The sequence below is a fragment of the Streptococcus cristatus genome, assembly GCF_003943465.1.
GTDB classification, from domain to species: Bacteria; Bacillota; Bacilli; order Lactobacillales; family Streptococcaceae; genus Streptococcus; species Streptococcus cristatus_C.
In genome coordinates, this window is the sequence record NZ_RJPR01000003.1 from 124,325 (window position 1) to 141,717 (window position 17,393).

Annotated in this window: 12 protein-coding genes; 11 read left to right on the top strand and 1 reads right to left on the bottom strand. The window is 41.7% G+C overall.

The genetic code is table 11. The features are described from left to right. The first annotated feature begins 290 nt into the window (after positions 1-290). The 5 genes from D8793_RS05070 to budA all read left to right on the top strand — a co-directional run bounded on the left by D8793_RS05070 (position 291) and on the right by budA (position 4,823). Positions 291-1,460 carry an AI-2E family transporter gene (locus tag D8793_RS05070; protein WP_039975113.1) on the top strand — a complete coding sequence of 390 codons (1,170 nt, stop codon included), beginning with the start codon at positions 291-293 and terminating at the stop codon, positions 1,458-1,460. Next, on the top strand, positions 1,453-2,682 hold the full coding sequence (locus D8793_RS05075; protein WP_125371018.1) for a tetratricopeptide repeat protein: 1,230 nt from the start codon (positions 1,453-1,455) through the stop codon (positions 2,680-2,682). The genes D8793_RS05070 and D8793_RS05075 overlap by 8 nt, the downstream gene beginning before the upstream one ends. A 99-nt stretch (positions 2,683-2,781) precedes the next feature. Further along, positions 2,782-3,087, top strand: a complete 306-nt coding sequence (locus D8793_RS05080) for a DUF4298 domain-containing protein (RefSeq protein WP_125371019.1) — start codon at positions 2,782-2,784, stop codon at positions 3,085-3,087. Positions 3,088-3,239: 152 nt separating this feature from the next. Next, the gene (locus tag D8793_RS05085; RefSeq protein ID WP_125371020.1) at positions 3,240-3,989 is read left to right on the top strand and encodes a PHP domain-containing protein; all 750 of its coding nucleotides are present in this window, start codon (positions 3,240-3,242) and stop codon (positions 3,987-3,989) included. A gap of 114 nt (positions 3,990-4,103) precedes the next feature. Beyond that, positions 4,104-4,823 (top strand): acetolactate decarboxylase, encoded by a 720-nt coding sequence (budA, locus tag D8793_RS05090; protein ID WP_061910878.1) that lies wholly within the window; start codon positions 4,104-4,106, stop codon positions 4,821-4,823. A 167-nt stretch (positions 4,824-4,990) separates the two neighbouring features. On the opposite strand, the gene fbpA is transcribed toward budA, so the two are convergent. Next, a complete protein-coding gene (gene fbpA, locus D8793_RS05095) occupies positions 4,991-6,640 on the bottom strand; it encodes an Rqc2 family fibronectin-binding protein FbpA (RefSeq protein ID WP_125371021.1) in 1,650 nt (549 codons plus the stop codon). A 528-nt stretch (positions 6,641-7,168) separates the two neighbouring features. Between fbpA and trpX the strand changes: the two genes are divergently transcribed. From trpX to cas1, 6 genes are all read left to right on the top strand, one after another. Next, positions 7,169-8,176 carry a tryptophan ABC transporter substrate-binding protein gene (gene trpX, locus D8793_RS05100; RefSeq protein WP_125371023.1) on the top strand — a complete coding sequence of 336 codons (1,008 nt, stop codon included), beginning with the start codon at positions 7,169-7,171 and terminating at the stop codon, positions 8,174-8,176. Between the two features lie 312 nt (positions 8,177-8,488). Further along, positions 8,489-9,535, top strand: coding sequence for a phenylalanine--tRNA ligase subunit alpha (pheS, locus tag D8793_RS05105; RefSeq protein ID WP_005589611.1), 1,047 nt, complete (start codon positions 8,489-8,491; stop codon positions 9,533-9,535). Positions 9,536-9,701: 166 nt separating this feature from the next. Next, positions 9,702-10,214, top strand: a complete 513-nt coding sequence (locus tag D8793_RS05110; RefSeq protein ID WP_125371024.1) for a GNAT family N-acetyltransferase — start codon at positions 9,702-9,704, stop codon at positions 10,212-10,214. Between the two features lie 34 nt (positions 10,215-10,248). Further along, a complete protein-coding gene (pheT, locus tag D8793_RS05115) occupies positions 10,249-12,762 on the top strand; it encodes a phenylalanine--tRNA ligase subunit beta (protein ID WP_376739344.1) in 2,514 nt (837 codons plus the stop codon). Between the two features lie 153 nt (positions 12,763-12,915). Next, entirely contained in the window at positions 12,916-16,308 is a 3,393-nt protein-coding gene (gene cas9, locus D8793_RS05120) for a type II CRISPR RNA-guided endonuclease Cas9 (protein WP_125371025.1), read from the top strand. A 172-nt stretch (positions 16,309-16,480) separates the two neighbouring features. After that, a complete protein-coding gene (cas1, locus tag D8793_RS05125) occupies positions 16,481-17,392 on the top strand; it encodes a type II CRISPR-associated endonuclease Cas1 (RefSeq protein ID WP_125371026.1) in 912 nt (303 codons plus the stop codon). Position 17,393 lies beyond the last annotated feature (1 nt).

Genomic DNA, 17,393 nt, shown 5'->3' on the forward strand with positions numbered 1-17,393 from the left:
TTCGTCGTCCCACCTCCGCACAGTTGAGTAGGGCTGTAAAAGCTGATGAAATCAGCGTAGTAGAGCCCACTCAACCACTGCGTCTTGCTCGACAATCCAAAGACAATTGAGAGGCTGGGACTTTTGTCCCAGCCTCATTTTTCTTTATTTTAGCAGAATGGACAGAGAAAATAGGCCTTTAGATGCAATCGGTGAAAAAGTCCGATAAATAAGGCATTTCATCATGGTTGCTTGAAGAATTTTTTTTTGAAAAATGGTACAATGAAATGGAATATTCAAAGGAGTCGAATATGGAACACAAAGAAAAAGATTTTAGTTTGTCCTGGTTTTTTAGATGGTTCTTGGACAATAAGGCCATCACCGTATTTTTGGTGACTTTACTCATTGGTTTGAACATTTTTATTCTTAGCAAAATTAGCTTTATTTTTACACCGGTGATTGAGTTTATTGGTGTCATTATGTTGCCAGTGATTTTAGCTGGGCTGCTTTACTATCTGCTTAATCCCATTGTCGACTGGATGGAAAAGCGCAAGATTAACCGTGTGGCTGGGATTACAATTGTCTTTGTCTTGATTGGTGTTTTGATTGTGTGGGGCTTGGCGGTCGCTATTCCTAACTTGCAGCATCAGGTAGTGAGTTTTTCAAAAAATGTTCCCGCCTATCTCAAGCAAGCCAATAAAATGATTGATGATGTTTTGACCAATCATATTTCAGACGATTTGAAGCCACAAATCGAGCAAGTTACGAATAAGCTTTCGACTCAGATTACTTCATGGGCCAGCAATTTTTCATCTAAGGCAGTCAATTGGGCTAGCAATCTGATTAGTACGGCTTCACAAATCATTGTGGCTATCATCATCATGCCTTTTATTCTTTTCTATTTGCTGCGCGATGGGAAAAATCTCAAAGGCTATGTGGTTCAGTTCTTGCCAACGAAATTCCGCGAGTCATTTGGTCAGGTCATGACAGATGTGAATACCCAGTTGGCTAATTATGTTCGTGGTCAGGTGACTGTAGCGATTATTGTGGCCTTTATGTTTATGATTCTTTTCAAGATCATCGGCTTGCGTTATGGTGTGACTTTAGCGGTTGTGGCAGGAGTTTTGAACTTGGTGCCTTATTTGGGAAGCTTCCTTGCTATGTTGCCGGCTTTGGTTCTTGGATTGATTGCTGGTCCGATCATGCTGTTGAAAGTCATTATCGTCTTTATTGTGGAGCAGACTATTGAGGGGCGCTTCGTGTCTCCATTGATCTTGGGAAGCCAATTAAGCATCCATCCGATTACGATTTTATTTGTTTTGCTGACTTCAGGAACCATGTTTGGTATCTGGGGCGTCTTGTTGGGAATTCCAGCTTATGCCTCAGCCAAGGTTGCTATCACAGCACTCTTTAAGTGGTACAAGAAGGTTAGCGGTTTGTATGAAGAAAGTGTTCAAGAATTAGGAGAAGGCAGTGAGTAAGAGTGAACAAATGTTAACAGCCCTGCAAAATCAAGATTTAGGGCAGGCTGAAAAGTATTTTGAAGAGGCCCTGAGCCAAGATTCCAATCAAGAGTTATTAGAATTAGCCGATTACTTAGAAAGTATCGGCTTTTTCCCTCAAGCCAAACGAATTTATGAAAAATTGGCTCCGCTTTTCCCCGAGTCCTATATCAGTCTGGCAACGATTGCTGCTGATGATGGTGACTTGGAAGAAGCTTTTGCTTATTTAGAGGAAATTGACTCAGAAAGTGAATGGTATGTGGCAGCTCTCTTGGCCAAGGCTGACCTTTATCAGCTAGAGGGATTGCCAGATGTGGCGCGGGAGAAATTGCTGGAAGCTGCCAAACTGTCGGACGAACCTTTGGTGACTTTTGGTTTAGCAGAAATTGAGTTTGAATTGGAAAATTTTGCCCAGGCCATTAAGGAATATGCCCAGCTAGATAATCGGTCTATCTACGAGCAGACAGGCGTGTCCACCTACCAGCGTATTGGCCTTTGCTATGCCAGTCTGGGGAAAATCGAAGCAGCCATTGAATTTTTGACAAAGGCTGTGGAGTTAGAGTATGACGAAGAGACGGTCTACGAATTAGCAGCTATCTTGTACGAACAAGAGGAGTACCAAAAAGCTAATTTGTACTTCAAGCAGCTGGATACGATTTCGCCAGATTTTGAAGGCTATGAGTATGCCTATGCGCAGTCTCTCCATGCGGAGCATAAGACTGAGGAAGCTTTGGCAATGGCAGAGCAAGGCTTGACCAAAAATCCTTTCGAGACTCGCCTCTTGCTTCTTGCTTCGCAACTATCTTACGAACTGCATGATGTGGAAAAATCTGAGCACTACTTGCTAGCAGCTCAGGAAAATGCAGATGATGTAGAGGAAATTGCTCTACGCCTGACCAATCTTTATCTGGAGCAGGAACGCTACGATGAGGTCTTAGCTTTTGAGGATCAGGAAGTGGATAATGTCTTAACCCACTGGAATCTGGCACGGGCTTATCAGGCCTTGGAAAATCTGGAGAAAGCTGGGGAGCTTTATCAGGAACTGGCAGTTGACTTGCAGGAAAATCCTGAATTTCTGGAAGAATTTGTTCATCTCTTGCGTGAATTAGGGCGTGTGGAAGAAGCGAAAATACAGGCTGGTAAATATTTGCGTTTGGTTCCAGATGATACTACTATGGCAGATTTGTACGAAAGTTTATAGAATTTTATTGAAAAAGCTCTTTTGTACTGCCTTTCGGGTATATTAGGAAGAAGGTTTTCTTACTGACACGATAGTTTGATTAAAGGAGGAGTAGAGATATTGTCCCAACTGAAACGAATCCAAGAAATGGAAGAGCATTTGAATAAATACGCTCAGGCTCTGGCTGCGGCTCAATCTGCTTTGGCTGAGCTGGAGGCTAGCCAGAAGAATTATATCCAGCTTCGAGATTATTACACCAGCCAGGTTTTCTTTGACGATTTGGAATTTTCCAATCGACTAGACTTTCCTGAGGATGTGACCTGTGGAGTTTTGAGCGAAGATGCTGTTTATGACCTCATGGGAGAGCACTTTGAGACGGCGTTGCAGCTGCTAGACCTATCCAGTGCCATGCTGAAAGAAAGGTAAAGGCCTAGGATGAAATAAAATGGCTTCTGTCGAAAGGATAGAGCATGGACAATGTCAACGAAAGGATCGGAAATGTGGGAAATCTAAAACAAAGGCCGACCAACCGTTGGCATTATTAAAGGAACACAAGATTTGCAGAAAGGCGGACCAGCATGCGCGACAACCATCTTCATACCTATTTTTCCTATGATTCTGAGGCGGATTTTTCTGACTATCTGGACCATTACGAGGGCGAGATTGTCACCACTGAGCACTATGACTTGTCCAATCCCTACCCTTACCAAGCTGCCTCGCCCCATGATGATGTGCCTGACTATGCGGCCTATTCGGCAAAAATAGCAGAGCTGAACCAGCAATATGGCAACCGCATCAAAAAGGGGATTGAAATTGGTTACTATGCTCCGCGTAAGGCTGATATCCTATCTTTCCTATCTGACAAGGAATACGACTTGAAACTCCTATCTGTTCACCACAATGGTAGTTTTGACTATCTGGAAGAGCCTGTCTTGCAGCTGGACAAGATGGAGTTAATTCCCCGCTACCTGAGAGAGTTAGAAGAGGCCATCGAGGCTGTGCCAGCAGATGTCTTAGCTCACTTTGACTATGGCTTTCGCAAATTCGACCTTACCGTGGAGGAGTTAAAAACTTTTGAATCAGAGCTGCGACAGCTTTTGCAAAAGATGATTGATCATGATCTGGCCTTTGAACTCAACTGCAAGTCTATGTATCTCTACGGTCATGAAGACCTCTATATCTACGCTCTTGGTCTTGTCAAGGAGCTTGGTGGTCAGCGCTTTTCAGTTGGCTCCGATGGCCACAAACTAGAACATTTTCGACTTAAGTTTGACCGAGTGGCTCAAATCCTCGTTGATGTCGGTATTGAGGAAAGTCAGCTGATTTAAGGCATCACGTGCGGATTCTAATTGTCCATTAAACGCTTTTTTTGAATTTCAATCAGAATGTGATATACTTAAGTGAATTAGAAAATACAAAAATTTGTTGATGTAGGAGAAAAAATGGCAGAGCCAGTGAAATTATTTCAGTATAATACCCTAGGAGCCTTGATGGCTGGACTTTATGGTGGGAGCATGACGATTGGGGAGCTCCTGAAATACGGCGATTTAGGGATTGGTACACTGGATTCCATTGATGGGGAATTGATCGTTCTTGATGGTAAGGCCTATCAGGCTAAGGGATCTGGTAATGTGCCTGAAGTTGTAGAAGTTTCAGATGATGTAACGGTACCCTACGCTGCGGTTGTTCCCCACCAAGCGGAGGTCATTTTCCGCCAGCGCTTCGAAATGACAGATGAAGAGCTGGAAAAGCGAATTGAATCCTATTACGATGGGGAAAATCTATTTCGCTCCATCAAGATTCATGGAGAATTTTCCCACATGCATGTGCGAATGATTCCAAAATCGACTTCAGAGAAGAAGTTTGCTGAAGTAGCCGTAAGTCAGCCTGAGTACCATGCGGATAATGTTTCTGGAACTATTGTTGGCTTTTGGACACCCGAAATTTTCCACGGTGTCAGTGTAGCCGGCTATCATCTTCACTTTATTTCAGACGACCATACCTTTGGTGGTCACGTTATGGACTTTGTTATCAAGGAAGGGATTGTGGAGCTAGGTGCTGTCGATCAGTTGGATCAACGTTTCCCAGTTCAAGACCGTAAGTTCCTCTTTGCAAAATTCAATGTCGATGAAGTAAGATCGGACATGGACAAGGTTGAGTAGTCAATTACTGTGACAATTGTCTACTTCTGATAAAAAAAGAGGCTAGGACTCTGCTGTCCCAACCTCTGAAAGATAACTAGATTTTTAAATTCAGTAAGTTTGAGGAGCCAAGGCTCCTCTTTTATTGTTCAATATCCGCCAAATCGATATTTTAGAAACGGATTAGTTTACATTTTCATGCTGTTAATTTTTTCTTCATCTGGTGTGACGCGCAGCGTTTTCTGCCCTGTATAGGTGACAAATCCCGGCTTGCCACCAGTTGGCTTGTTGAGTTTTCTGACTTCAATCATGTCCACTTGGACCAGATTGGAGAGTCTGGCCTTGGAGAAGTAGGCCGCTAGCTCGGCAGCGTCTGTCTTGACTTCATCGCTGGGCTGAAGATTACCGGTGATGACCACATGGCTACCCGGAATATCCTTGGCGTGGAACCAAAGCTCGTCCTTCTTAGCCATCTTAAAAGTCAGTTCGTCATTTTGTAGGTTGTTACGCCCAACGAGGATAATGGTTTGACCGTCAGTTGCCAGATATTTCTCCGGTTTCTGCCTTTTCTGGATTTTCTCTCTTTGGCGTCGGCGGATAAAGCCAGTCTGGATTAGTTCCTCCCGAATTTCTGCAATCTCAGTCAGGCTGGCCTGAGCAAGGGCAGTTTCCACGCTCTCTAGGTAGAGAATCGTATTCCTTGTCTCCTCAATTAAGCTGGTCAGGTGTTTGACGGCTTCCTTGAGCTTCTGGTAACGTTTGAAATAGCGCTGGGCATTTTGATTGGGGGTCAAAGCCTTGTCAAGTGCGATGATAATCTTCTCACCCGTGTAGTAATTGTCCAGTTCCACTTGGTCCTGGTCGTTGGGTACCTGATGGAGGAAGGTGGTCAAGAGTTCCCCCTTTTGACGGAATTCTTCTGCATTCTCCGTTGCTAGGAGTTCTTCCTCTTGCTTGCCCAGTTTTTTCCGGTTCTTTTCCAACTCATTTTCTACCCTGCGAATCAGTTCGCTGGCCTGCTGGTTGACCCGATCGCGCTCAGCCTTATCCTTATAGAAAGTATCCAAAAGCTCGGATAGCGTGGACATTTGGGTCTTGCTGTCGGAAAATAGCAGAGCAGAGAAGGATTTTTCGGTCAGGCTAGGTTGAGTCGGACTGGCAAAAAATGCTCGGAAAGTTTTGAGCTTGTCAGCTGTCAAACGGCCACTGAGCTCAGTAGCCGTATCCCGACCCAAGCCCTGAAAAATCTGCTGCAGGCGTTTGGGCTCTAAGTCCTCTGTCTGTAGGATTTGGAAGAGCTTTTCATCATCCACAGTGAAAGGATTGAGGCTACCTGTCTGAGGTGGTGCGACATAGGTTGAGCCTGGCAGGATGGTTCGATAGCTATTTTGTGAAAATCCGACGTGTTTGATTGCTTCAATAATCTTGCCACTAGCCTTGTCCAAGAGAATGATATTACTGTGCTTGCCCATGATTTCGATGACCAGAGTCACAGCCACGCTATCGCCGATTTCGTTCTTATTGGAGACGCTGATTTCCAAAATCCGGTCATTCTCCACTTGCTGGATCGCTTCAATGACAGCACCCTGTAGGTATTTGCGCATGACCATGATAAAGGTATTAGGCACTGCTGGATTTTCAAACGTGGTATCTGTCAGCTGGACGCGCCCAAAGACAGAGTGGGCTGATAAGAGCAGCTTGTGGCTTTTACGGTTGCTGCGAATCTGTAAAACTAGCTCCTGTTCAAAAGGTTGATTAATCTTTTGGATGCGGCCGCCCAGCAGTTCGCGGCGCAGCTCCTCTGTCATATGGTGTAAAAAAAATCCGTCGAAAGACATGCTTTTCTCCTTGAAAGTTGCTACAGAAGATTATAACAAAAAACCAAGCCAAAAGCTTCTAAAGTCTCATCAAAAAGAAATTTATTTTTTGTCAATGATTATCAATATAAATAAAAACCGAACATTTTATAAAAAATTTCAAAAAAGCCTTGACATCCCTTCAGGAAAAATTTACAATATAGGAAATTAGAAAAGTAGTAGATGCATTTGTTTTTAGCGAGCTTGTGGTTGGTGGAAATGAGCAGCAAATCTTTACGAAATTGGGCTAATTGATAAAATGAATTTGAAACAATAAGAATTCGGTGCGCACACCTTACAGTGCAGCTTGTTTGATGACAAGACAGAGATATGGGGAATATTAGCTATTTTCCATAATTGAGGTGGCACCGCGATTTACGCCCTCACACAGAATACCTGTGTGAGGTTTTTTGTTGCTTATTATAAAAAATAAGGAGAAATGTCCATGTTTAAACGATGGCGTCCCTAGGGATTGAATAGAAAAAATGAATAAAGAAATGGAGAAAAAATATGAAAAATAAACGTTTAATGACTATTTTAGGCCTCTTGGCTATTTTGGTAATCGGTGGAATGGCTTATTCCAGCTTGAGTGGAAAGAGCAACGGATCTAAGACTGACGACGATAGTAAAACAGTCAAGGTTGGTGTCTTGCAGTATGTCAGCCACCCTTCGCTGGATTTGATTTACAAGGGGATTCAGGACGGTCTAGCTGAGGAAGGCTATAAGGGCGATAAGATCAAGATTGACTTTATGAATGCTGAGGGAGATCAGAGCAAGGTTTCTACCATGAGTAAGCAGTTGGTGTCCAATGACAATGATGTGCTGATTGGGATTGCCACTCCATCTGCGCAAGGACTAGCTGCGGCTACTAAGGACAAGCCTATCGTCATGGGAGCTATCACAGATCCAGTCGGAGCAAACCTAGTGAAAAATCTGGAAAAGCCAGGTGGTAATATCACAGGTGTTTCTGACCACAATCCAGCTAAGCAACAACTAGAGTTGATTAAAAAATTAACGCCAAATGTGAAAACAATCGGTGCCCTATATTCTAGCAGTGAAGACAACTCCAAAGCTCAGGTAGAAGAGTTCAAAAAATTGGCTGAAGAGGCAGGCTTCAAGGTAGAGGAATATTCTGTTCCTTCAACCAATGAAATTGCTTCAACCATGAATGTCATGACTGGCAAGGTTGATGCTATATGGATTCCAATTGACAATACCATTGCGTCAGCATTTGCGACAGTTGTGTCCAGCAATAAAGAAGCTAAGAAACCGATTTATCCAAGTGCGACAGCCATGGTAGAAGAAGGCGGCCTTGCCTCTGTCGTTGTAGACCAGTATGACCTCGGTGTTGCGACAGGTAAAATGGCTGCTAAAGTCCTTAAAGGTGCCAAGCCTGCTGATACTGCAGTAGATATTTTTGATAAAGGTAAATCTGTTATCAATACTAAAAATGCCAAAGAACTCGGTATCACTGTACCAGAAGATGCTCTCAAAGAAGCAGGACAAGTGATTAAATAGAAAGAAAGGAAGTCTGTTGCTCAACGGACTTCTTTTTCTTCTTGTAAATTCTATAACTGAGCTTGCGAAATGTTTAGAAATCTGTTAGAATGAATTATAATTGAATAGCAATCCGCAAGACCAGTAACCTAGGGGAAGTTTGACAGGGAGGGGAGCCAGCGACTGAGAGCTCTCTAGATGAAAGCTAGGCGAATTCACTTGCTTTGGGGTTGGTAATTAAGGTCTGGCTTGCCAGATAAAAAACGGATGGTACCGCGTGTCAACGCTCCGCTTCGGTGTGAGTGAGACCGCGGTTTTTATTTTGGAGGAACTATGTCAACAATTGAAGAACGATTGCAGAGTCTGCGTGAGGAAACTTTAGCCCAATTGCAGACCATTACTCTGGAAAATGCTAAGGATATGCAGGAGCTGAAAGTATCTGTCCTAGGGAAAAAAGGAAGTCTGACTGAGATTCTCAAAGGAATGAAGGATGTTTCTGCTGAGATGCGCCCTATTATCGGGAAGCACGTCAATGAAGCACGAGATGTACTGAATGCAGCCTTTGAAGAAGCAGCTCAAATCTTGGAAGAACAGAAAGTCGCAGCCCAGTTGGCCAATGATGCCTTGGATGTGACCCTGCCAGGCCGTAAGATTCCAGCTGGAAATCGCCATATCTTGACCCAAACGAGTGAAGAAATTGAAGATATCTTTATCGGTATGGGCTATCAGGTTGTGGATGGTTTCGAGGTTGAGTCAGACTACTACAACTTTGAGCGCATGAACCTGCCTAAAGACCATCCTGCTCGAGATATGCAGGACACCTTCTACATCACAGAAGAGATCCTCTTACGTACTCACACTTCTCCTGTCCAGGCTCGTGCGATGGATGCCCATGACTTTAGCCAAGGGCCACTTAAGATGATCTCTCCGGGACGTGTTTTCCGTCGTGATACAGACGATGCGACTCACTCACACCAGTTTCACCAAATTGAAGGTCTGGTCGTAGGGGAAAACATCTCCATGGCTGACTTGCAGGGAACCTTGCAGCTGATTATTCAAAAAATGTTTGGCGCGGATCGTAAGATTCGTCTGCGTCCATCTTACTTCCCATTCACAGAGCCATCTGTCGAAGTGGATGTATCTTGCTTTAAGTGTGGTGGTGCCGGCTGTAATGTCTGCAAGAAGACTGGCTGGATCGAAATCATGGGAGCCGGAATGGTGCACCCAAGTGTCTTGGAAATGAGTGGCATCGATTCAGAGAAATATTCTGGCTTTGCCTTTGGTCTCGGTCAGGAGCGGGTGGCCATGCTTCGCTATGGTATCAACGATATTCGTGGCTTCTACCAAGGCGATGTGCGCTTTTCAGAGCAATTTAAGTAAGAAGCTTATAATAGAACTTGATTTGAACAAGTCCATCACGACAAGCCTGATTAGCAATGTCTGCAAGCTTGAAATGCGCGGAAATGGTGTTCATCAGTTTAGCTTCCTATGAGACAATTTTAGCTGGGAATATCGCTCACAGCTGCTTCTGAGAAAGGGGTGCCCTATGTTAGTTAGAGTTCAGCCAGAAGATCTGGATATTTTGCGGGACTTAGAAGTGCAGACCTACCAAGAAACTTTTGGTCCTTTCATTAAGCAGGAGGACTTGGAGCATTATTTTGCCCATGAGCTGGCGCATGAAAGGCTGGCGCGGGAGTTGGCTAATTCTGAGTCTGAGCATTATTTTGTACTGGACAAGGAGCAAAAGATCGCTGGTTTTCTCAAGTGTAACTGGGGTCAGGCTCAGACAGAGCAGGAGTTGGAAGATTCCTTTGAAATTCAACGGATTTATGTGCTTGCCTCCCATCAGGGCCTCGGCTTGGGCAAGGAAATGTTTGAATTTGCCCTAGAAGAAGCCCAAAAACGTGGCTTTAGCTGGGCTTGGCTAGGTGTTTGGGAAAGAAATTTTAAGGCGCAGAATTTTTACTTTAAATATGGCTTTGAAAGATTTAGCCAGCATGAATATATCACTGGTGACACAGTCGATATTGACTGGCTTTTGAGGAAGAAATTAAACTAAAAAGACGATAGTATCGCTACTTATTGGGCTTTTAGTGAAAACAGAAATTTATAGAGAGGAATCAAATACGACCGAAGAGACGAATAGACTGGTTTTGTCAATGAAGTCAGAGTTGGTTCTGGTCGGTCGTAAAATCATAAATATGTTAGTTAGTTATAAATGGTTAAAAGAACTGGTTGATTTGGATGTGACGAGCGCCGAACTGGCGGAGAAAATGTCCACAACCGGTATTGAAGTAGAAGGAGTCAGCTCGCCAGCTGAAGGTCTTTCGAAAATTGTTGTCGGAGAAGTTCTGAGCTGTGAGGATGTACCTGAAACTCACCTGCACCTCTGTCAAGTCAATGTTGGTGAAGACGAGCCTCGTCAGATTGTCTGTGGCGCACCGAATGTACGTGCTGGAATCAAGGTTATGGTGGCTGTACCAGGCGCTCGCATTGCGGATAATTATAAGATTAAAAAAGGGAAAATCCGTGGCTTGGAGTCACTGGGCATGATCTGCTCTCTCGGTGAGCTGGGCATTTCGGATTCTGTCGTGCCAAAGGAAATTGCGGATGGCATCCAAATTTTGCCAGATAGTGCTGTACCAGGAGATGAGGTTTTCCCTTATCTAGACCTGGACGATGAGATTATCGAGCTTTCTATCACGCCAAACCGGGCTGACGCTTTGTCTATGCGCGGAGTGGCGCACGAAGTAGCAGCTATCTATGATAAGCCTGTTCATTTCAAAGAATTTCCTTTGACTGAAGGGGATAAAGAGGCTGCGGCTAGCTTGTCTGTTGCCATTGAGAGCGAAAAAGCACCGTTTTATGCAGCTCGCATTTTGGACAATGTGACCATTGCTCCGAGTCCTCAGTGGCTGCAAAATCTCCTCATGAACGAAGGAATCCGTCCGATTAACAATGTAGTGGACGTGACCAATTACATCTTGCTCTACTTTGGTCAGCCCATGCATGCCTTTGATTTGGATACATTTGAGGGCGACCAGATTGTCGTCCGGGAAGCGCGTACTGGTGAAAAGCTGGTGACGCTGGACGGCGAAGAGCGTGATCTGGAAGTCGGTGATTTAGTTATCACTGTGGCAGATAAGCCAGTGGCTTTGGCTGGTGTCATGGGCGGAGCGGCAACCGAAATCTCTGACAAGTCGACTCGTGTCGTTCTGGAAGTAGCTGTCTTCAATGGCAAGTCAGTTCGTAAGACAAGCAGTCGTCTGGGCTTGCGTTCGGAGTCTTCTTCACGCTTTGAAAAAGGGATTAATCTTGCAACAGTAACCGAAGCTTTAGATGCTGCTGCAAGCATGATTGTTGACTTGGCAGGTGCAACTGTTCATGCTGGTATTGTCCAAGCAGGACAGTTAGATACGACTGATAAGCAGGTTTCGACCAGCCTTTCAGATGTCAACCGAGTTTTGGGAACAGATTTGACGTATGCAGATATTGAAGATATTTTCCGTCGTCTAGGCTTTGGTCTTAGCGGATCTGCGGACTTGTTCACAGTCAGCGTGCCTGCTCGTCGTTGGGATATTAGTATTCCAGCAGATCTTTACGAGGAAATTGCTCGTATTTATGGCTATGACCGTTTGCCGGTTTCCCTGCCTCAAGATGCTGGAACGGCTGGTGAATTGACGCCTACTCAGAAGCTACGTCGTAAGGTTCGTACGGTGGCTGAAGGAGCAGGTCTGACCGAGATTATTTCCTATGCCTTGACCACACCAGAAAAAGCTGTCGAATTTACGCTTAATCCTACAAATCTAACGGAGCTTATGTGGCCTATGACAAGGGAGCGCAGTGTTCTCCGCCAAAATATGCTCTCAGGCATGTTGGATACTGTCAGCTACAATGTTGCTCGTAAAAATAAGGATTTGGCCCTTTATGAAATTGGGAAAATCTTTGAACAAACAGGTAATCCAAAGGAAGAATTGCCTAACGAAATCAATAGTTTTGCCTTTGCCCTAACTGGCTTGGTAAGTGAAAAGGATTTCCAAACGCCAGCGACTCCTGTGGACTTCTTCTACGCTAAGGGTGTGGTTGAAGCGCTCTTTGACCGCCTAGGATTAGAAGCTGATTATCAAGCAACTGACCAGCTTAAGAGTCTGCATCCGGGTCGGACAGCGCTGATTTCGATCAAAGGTCAACCAGTGGGCTATGTTGGGCAGGTTCATCCAGTGACGGCCAAGGCTTATGACATCCCAGAAACCTATGTGGCGGAGCTCAATCTGACGGCTATTGAGGCGAGTCTTGAGCCAGAACAGCCTTTTACAGAGATCACCAAATTCCCAGCTGTTACTCGCGATGTGGCCTTGTTGCTCAAAGCAGAGATCAGCCACAGACAGGTTGTTGAAGCGATTCAAGCTGCCGGAGTGAAACGTTTGACGGATATCAAGCTCTTCGATATCTTCTCTGGTGAAAAATTAGGTGTTGGCCTCAAGTCTATGGCCTACACTCTGACTTTCCAAAATCCAGAAGACAGCCTAACCGATGATGAAGTGGCTAAATACATGGAAAAAATCCAAAAATCCTTGGAAGAAAATGTCGGAGCAGAAGTAAGGTAGTAAACGATTCCCCAGTCTTTTGGCTGGGGATAATTTTATGTTAAAGTAAAAGTCAGTTTTATAATTATAGATTGTCAAAATTATATTATTTCTTGAGTTTTTAAACATTTAGAGTTACAATGATATTAATATAATATTCAACGAGGTGAACATATGAACGGAAAAATATTAGGGCTTGATATCGGTGTGGCTTCTGTTGGTGTTGGAATCTTAGACAAAGAAACTGGTGAAATTAGTCATGCTAGTTCTCGGATTTTCCCAGCGGCTACTGCTGACAGTAATGTCGAGAGACGAGAATTTCGCCAAGGGCGGAGATTAGGACGCAGAAAGAAGCATCGAAAAGTGCGTCTAGCCGATTTATTTAGTGATGCGGGGCTTATAACAGACTTTTCCCAAGTATCTATCAATTTAAATCCATACGAACTGCGCGTTAAGGGATTAAATGAAAAATTAACTAATGAAGAATTATTCATTGCTTTGAAAAATATTGTCAAAAGGAGAGGGATTAGCTATCTTGACGATGCTAACGAAGATAGTGAGTCTTCTTCTTCAGACTATGGCAAGGCTGTTGAAGAAAACTATGGCAAGGCTGTTGAAGAAAATAGAAAGCTTCTAGCAAATAAAACACCGGGACAGATTCAGCTAGAACGTTTTGAGAAATACGGACAGGTTCGAGGTGATTTTACTGTTGAAGAAAATGGAGAAAAACACCGTCTGCTTAATGTGTTTTCGACTTCAGCTTATAAAAAAGAAGCAGAGCGAATCTTGACAAAGCAGCAATACTATAATCAAGATATCACTGATGAATTTATTCAGGCTTATTTAACGATTTTAACTGGAAAACGTAAGTATTACCATGGACCAGGGAATGAAAAGTCTCGTACGGATTATGGACGCTTTAGAACAGATGGAACAACTTTGGATAATATTTTTGGTATTTTGATTGGGAAATGTACCTTTTATCCAGAGGAATACAGAGCTGCTAAAGCTTCTTACACGGCACAGGAATTTAATTTACTCAATGATTTAAACAATCTGACTGTTCCAACAGAAACTAAGAAGCTTAGTGAGGAGCAGAAGAGACAGATTATTGAGTATGCAAAAGGAGCTAAAACTTTAGGTGCTGCTACTTTGTTGAAGTATATAGCGAAATTGATTGACGCGTCAGTGGACGATATTAAGGGCTATCGGATTGATAAAAGTGAAAAACCAGAAATGCATACTTTTGATATTTATCGAAAAATGCAAACATTGGAAACGGTTGACGTTGAGCAACTATCTAGAGAGGTTTTAGATGAGCTGGCTCATATTCTTACACTCAATACAGAACGTGAAGGAATCGAAGAAGCGATTAAAGCATCATTTATTAAAGAAGAATTTGAGCAAGATCAGATTGCTGAATTAGTCTTATTTAGAAAGTCTAATAGCTCCTTGTTTGGAAAAGGTTGGCATAATTTTTCAATCAAATTGATGATAGAGTTGATTCCAGAGCTTTATGAAACATCTGAAGAGCAGATGACAATCCTTACACGATTGGGTAAACAAAAGACAAAGGCAAAATCTAAACGAACCAAGTATATTGATGAGAAGGAATTGACCGAAGAAATTTACAATCCAGTAGTTGCTAAGTCAGTCAGACAAGCAATTAAAATCATAAATCTTGCTACAAAGAAATATGGTATCTTTGATAATATCGTTATTGAAATGGCCCGTGAAAATAATGAAGAAGAAGCTAAGAAAGATTACGTAAAGCGCCAAAAAGCTAATGAAGATGAAAAAAACGCTGCAATGGAAAAAGCTGCTCATCAATATAATGGAAAAAAGGAACTGCCAGATAGTATTTTTCACGGGCATAAAGAATTGGCTACGAAAATTCGTCTTTGGCATCAGCAGGGCGAAAAATGTCTTTATACTGGGAAGAATATACCGATAGCAGATTTGATTGAAAATCAGTATAAATATGAGATTGATCATATTTTGCCACTATCTCTTTCTTTTGATGATAGTTTAGCAAATAAGGTACTAGTTTTAGCAACAGCCAATCAAGAGAAAGGACAGCGTACACCATTTCAAGCTCTTGATGGTATGGATGATTCTTGGTCATATAGAGAATTTAAATCTTATGTCAAAGCCTCTAAGGCACTTAGTAATAAAAAGAAAGATTACTTGCTCAATGAGGAAGACATTAACAAAATTGAAGTCAAACAAAAATTTATTGAGCGCAATCTAGTTGATACTCGCTATTCTTCTCGAGTAGTTCTAAATGCTCTTCAGGATTTTTATAAGTTAAATGATTTTGATACCAAGATTTCAGTGGTGCGCGGACAATTTACTTCTCAACTGAGAAGAAAGTGGCGGATTGGCAAATCGCGTGAAACTTATCACCATCATACAGTCGATGCATTAATTATCGCGGCCTCCAGTCAATTAAGACTTTGGAAAAAGCGGAATAATCCTCTGATTTCTTACAAAGATAACCAATTTGTGGATTCTGAAACAGGAGAGATTATTACATTGACTGATGATGAGTATAAAGAATTAGTATTTAGAGCTCCTTATGATCATTTTGTTGATACGCTAAGCAGTAAAAAATTCGAAGATAGTATTTTATTTTCCTATCAAGTGGATTCAAAATATAATCGTAAGATTTCTGATGCAACAATTTATGCAACGAGAAAAGCAAAGTTAGGTAAAGATAAGTCGGAAGAAACTTATGTATTGGGTAAGATTAAGAATATATATACTCAAACGGGTTATGATGCTTTCATAAAGCTCTATAAAAAGGATAAAAGTAAATTCCTGATGTACCAGAAGGATCCACTAACTTTTGAAAAGGTCATTGAGGAGATTTTAAAAACGTATCCTGATAGGGAACAAAATGAAAATGGAAAAGAAGTTGCTTGTAATCCCTTCGAGAAATATAGACAGGAAAATGGTCCTATTCGAAAATATAGTAAAAAAGGAAAAGGTCCAGAAATTAAGAGTCTGAAATACTATGATAAAAATATTCCAGAATCATTTGTTAATATAACTCCTCATAATAGCAAAAATAAAGTTATTCTTCGTCAATTAAATCCATGGCGTACAGATGTTTATTTTAATCCAGATACTAAAAAATATGAATTATTAGGATTGAAATATGCTGATTTGCAGTTTGAAAAGGGAACTGGGAACTACTCTATAACTCCAGAAAAATATTACGAAATCAAAGAAAAAGAAGGAGTAAGCGAACAATCAGAATTCAAATTTACCTTATATAAAAATGATTTGCTTTTAATTAAGGATACAAAGAGTCATGAACAACAAATTTTTAGATTTTTATCTAGAACTATGCCAAACCAAAAACACTATGTTGAATTGAAACCTTATGATAAAGGAAATTTTGAAGGTAAGGAAAAGATTAAAGTATTTATTACAACATCTAATGGTCGTTGTTTAAAAGGGGTAGGAAAAGAAAACCTCTCCATCTACAAAGTTCAAACAGATGTTTTAGGGAATAAACGTTTCATCAAAAAAGAGGGTGATGCTCCAAAACTCGAATTTTAAAATAATCTTTAAAAAGAGTTGCAAATAGCTCTGCAATATATTATAATAGCAATTGTAAGGGACGCCTTACACAGTTACTTAAATCTTGCAGAAGCTACAAAGATAAGGCTTCATGCCGAAATCAACACCCTGTCTCTTGGCGGGGTGTTTTCGTGTTGTAAAGGGGAAATTGATGACTTGGAGAATTGTACATGTATGTAAAAGTGAAAAAATGAGGTTAAAACTAGATAATCTCTTAATCAAGAAAATGGGAGAAGAATATACCATTCCTTTGAGTGATATTTCTATCATAGTAGCGGAAGGAGGAGATACAGTTGTAACGCTTCGTTTACTAAGTGCTCTAAGTAAATACAATATTGCTTTAGTCGTTTGTGACAATGAGCATCTGCCAACCGGTATCTATCATTCTCAAAATGGGCATTTCCGAGCTTATAAGAGGCTACAAGAACAATTGCTTTGGACGCAGGATCAAAAGGACAAGCTGTGGCAAATTGTTACTTATTTCAAAATTAATAACCAGCAAGATGTGTTAGCTATGTTTGAGAAGGATTTAGATTGTATTCAATTATTAGCTGACTATAAAGAACATATTGAGTTAGGCGATAAAACAAATCGAGAAGGTCATGCGGCTAAAGTTTATTTCAATGAATTATTTGGTAAAAAATTTGTGCGCGTAACCCAACAGGAAGCAGATGTTATCAATGCAGGTTTAAATTATGGTTATGCGATTATGAGAGCTCAAATGGCAAGGATTGTGGCTGGTTATGGATTAAATCCCTTGATTGGAATCTTTCATAAAAATGAATACAATCAATTTAACTTAGTAGATGATCTGATGGAACCTTTCAGGCAGATTATTGATGTATGGGTTTATCATCATCTAAGAGAAGAAGAATATTTGAAATATGAATTCCGATTAGCTTTAACAGATTTATTAAATGCAAAGATTCGTTATGGCAAGGAAAATTGTTCTGTAACTGGCGCGATGGATAAATATGTGAAAGGTTTTATCAAATGTATCGCGGATAAAGATACAACAAAATTTTACTGTCCGGTTATCTCAAGTTTGGAATGGAGTAAATAAG

Coding starts and splice junctions, on each gene's coding strand:
- D8793_RS05110 (WP_125371024.1), top strand. CDS start 9,702: ATGTTAGTTAGAGTTCAGCCAGAAGATCTGGATATTTTGCGGGACTTA.
- D8793_RS05070 (WP_039975113.1), top strand. CDS start 291: ATGGAACACAAAGAAAAAGATTTTAGTTTGTCCTGGTTTTTTAGATGG.
- cas1 (WP_125371026.1), top strand. CDS start 16,481: ATGACTTGGAGAATTGTACATGTATGTAAAAGTGAAAAAATGAGGTTA.
- cas9 (WP_125371025.1), top strand. CDS start 12,916: ATGAACGGAAAAATATTAGGGCTTGATATCGGTGTGGCTTCTGTTGGT.
- fbpA (WP_125371021.1), bottom strand. CDS start 6,640: ATGTCTTTCGACGGATTTTTTTTACACCATATGACAGAGGAGCTGCGC.
- trpX (WP_125371023.1), top strand. CDS start 7,169: ATGAAAAATAAACGTTTAATGACTATTTTAGGCCTCTTGGCTATTTTG.
- budA (WP_061910878.1), top strand. CDS start 4,104: ATGGCAGAGCCAGTGAAATTATTTCAGTATAATACCCTAGGAGCCTTG.
- pheS (WP_005589611.1), top strand. CDS start 8,489: ATGTCAACAATTGAAGAACGATTGCAGAGTCTGCGTGAGGAAACTTTA.
- D8793_RS05085 (WP_125371020.1), top strand. CDS start 3,240: ATGCGCGACAACCATCTTCATACCTATTTTTCCTATGATTCTGAGGCG.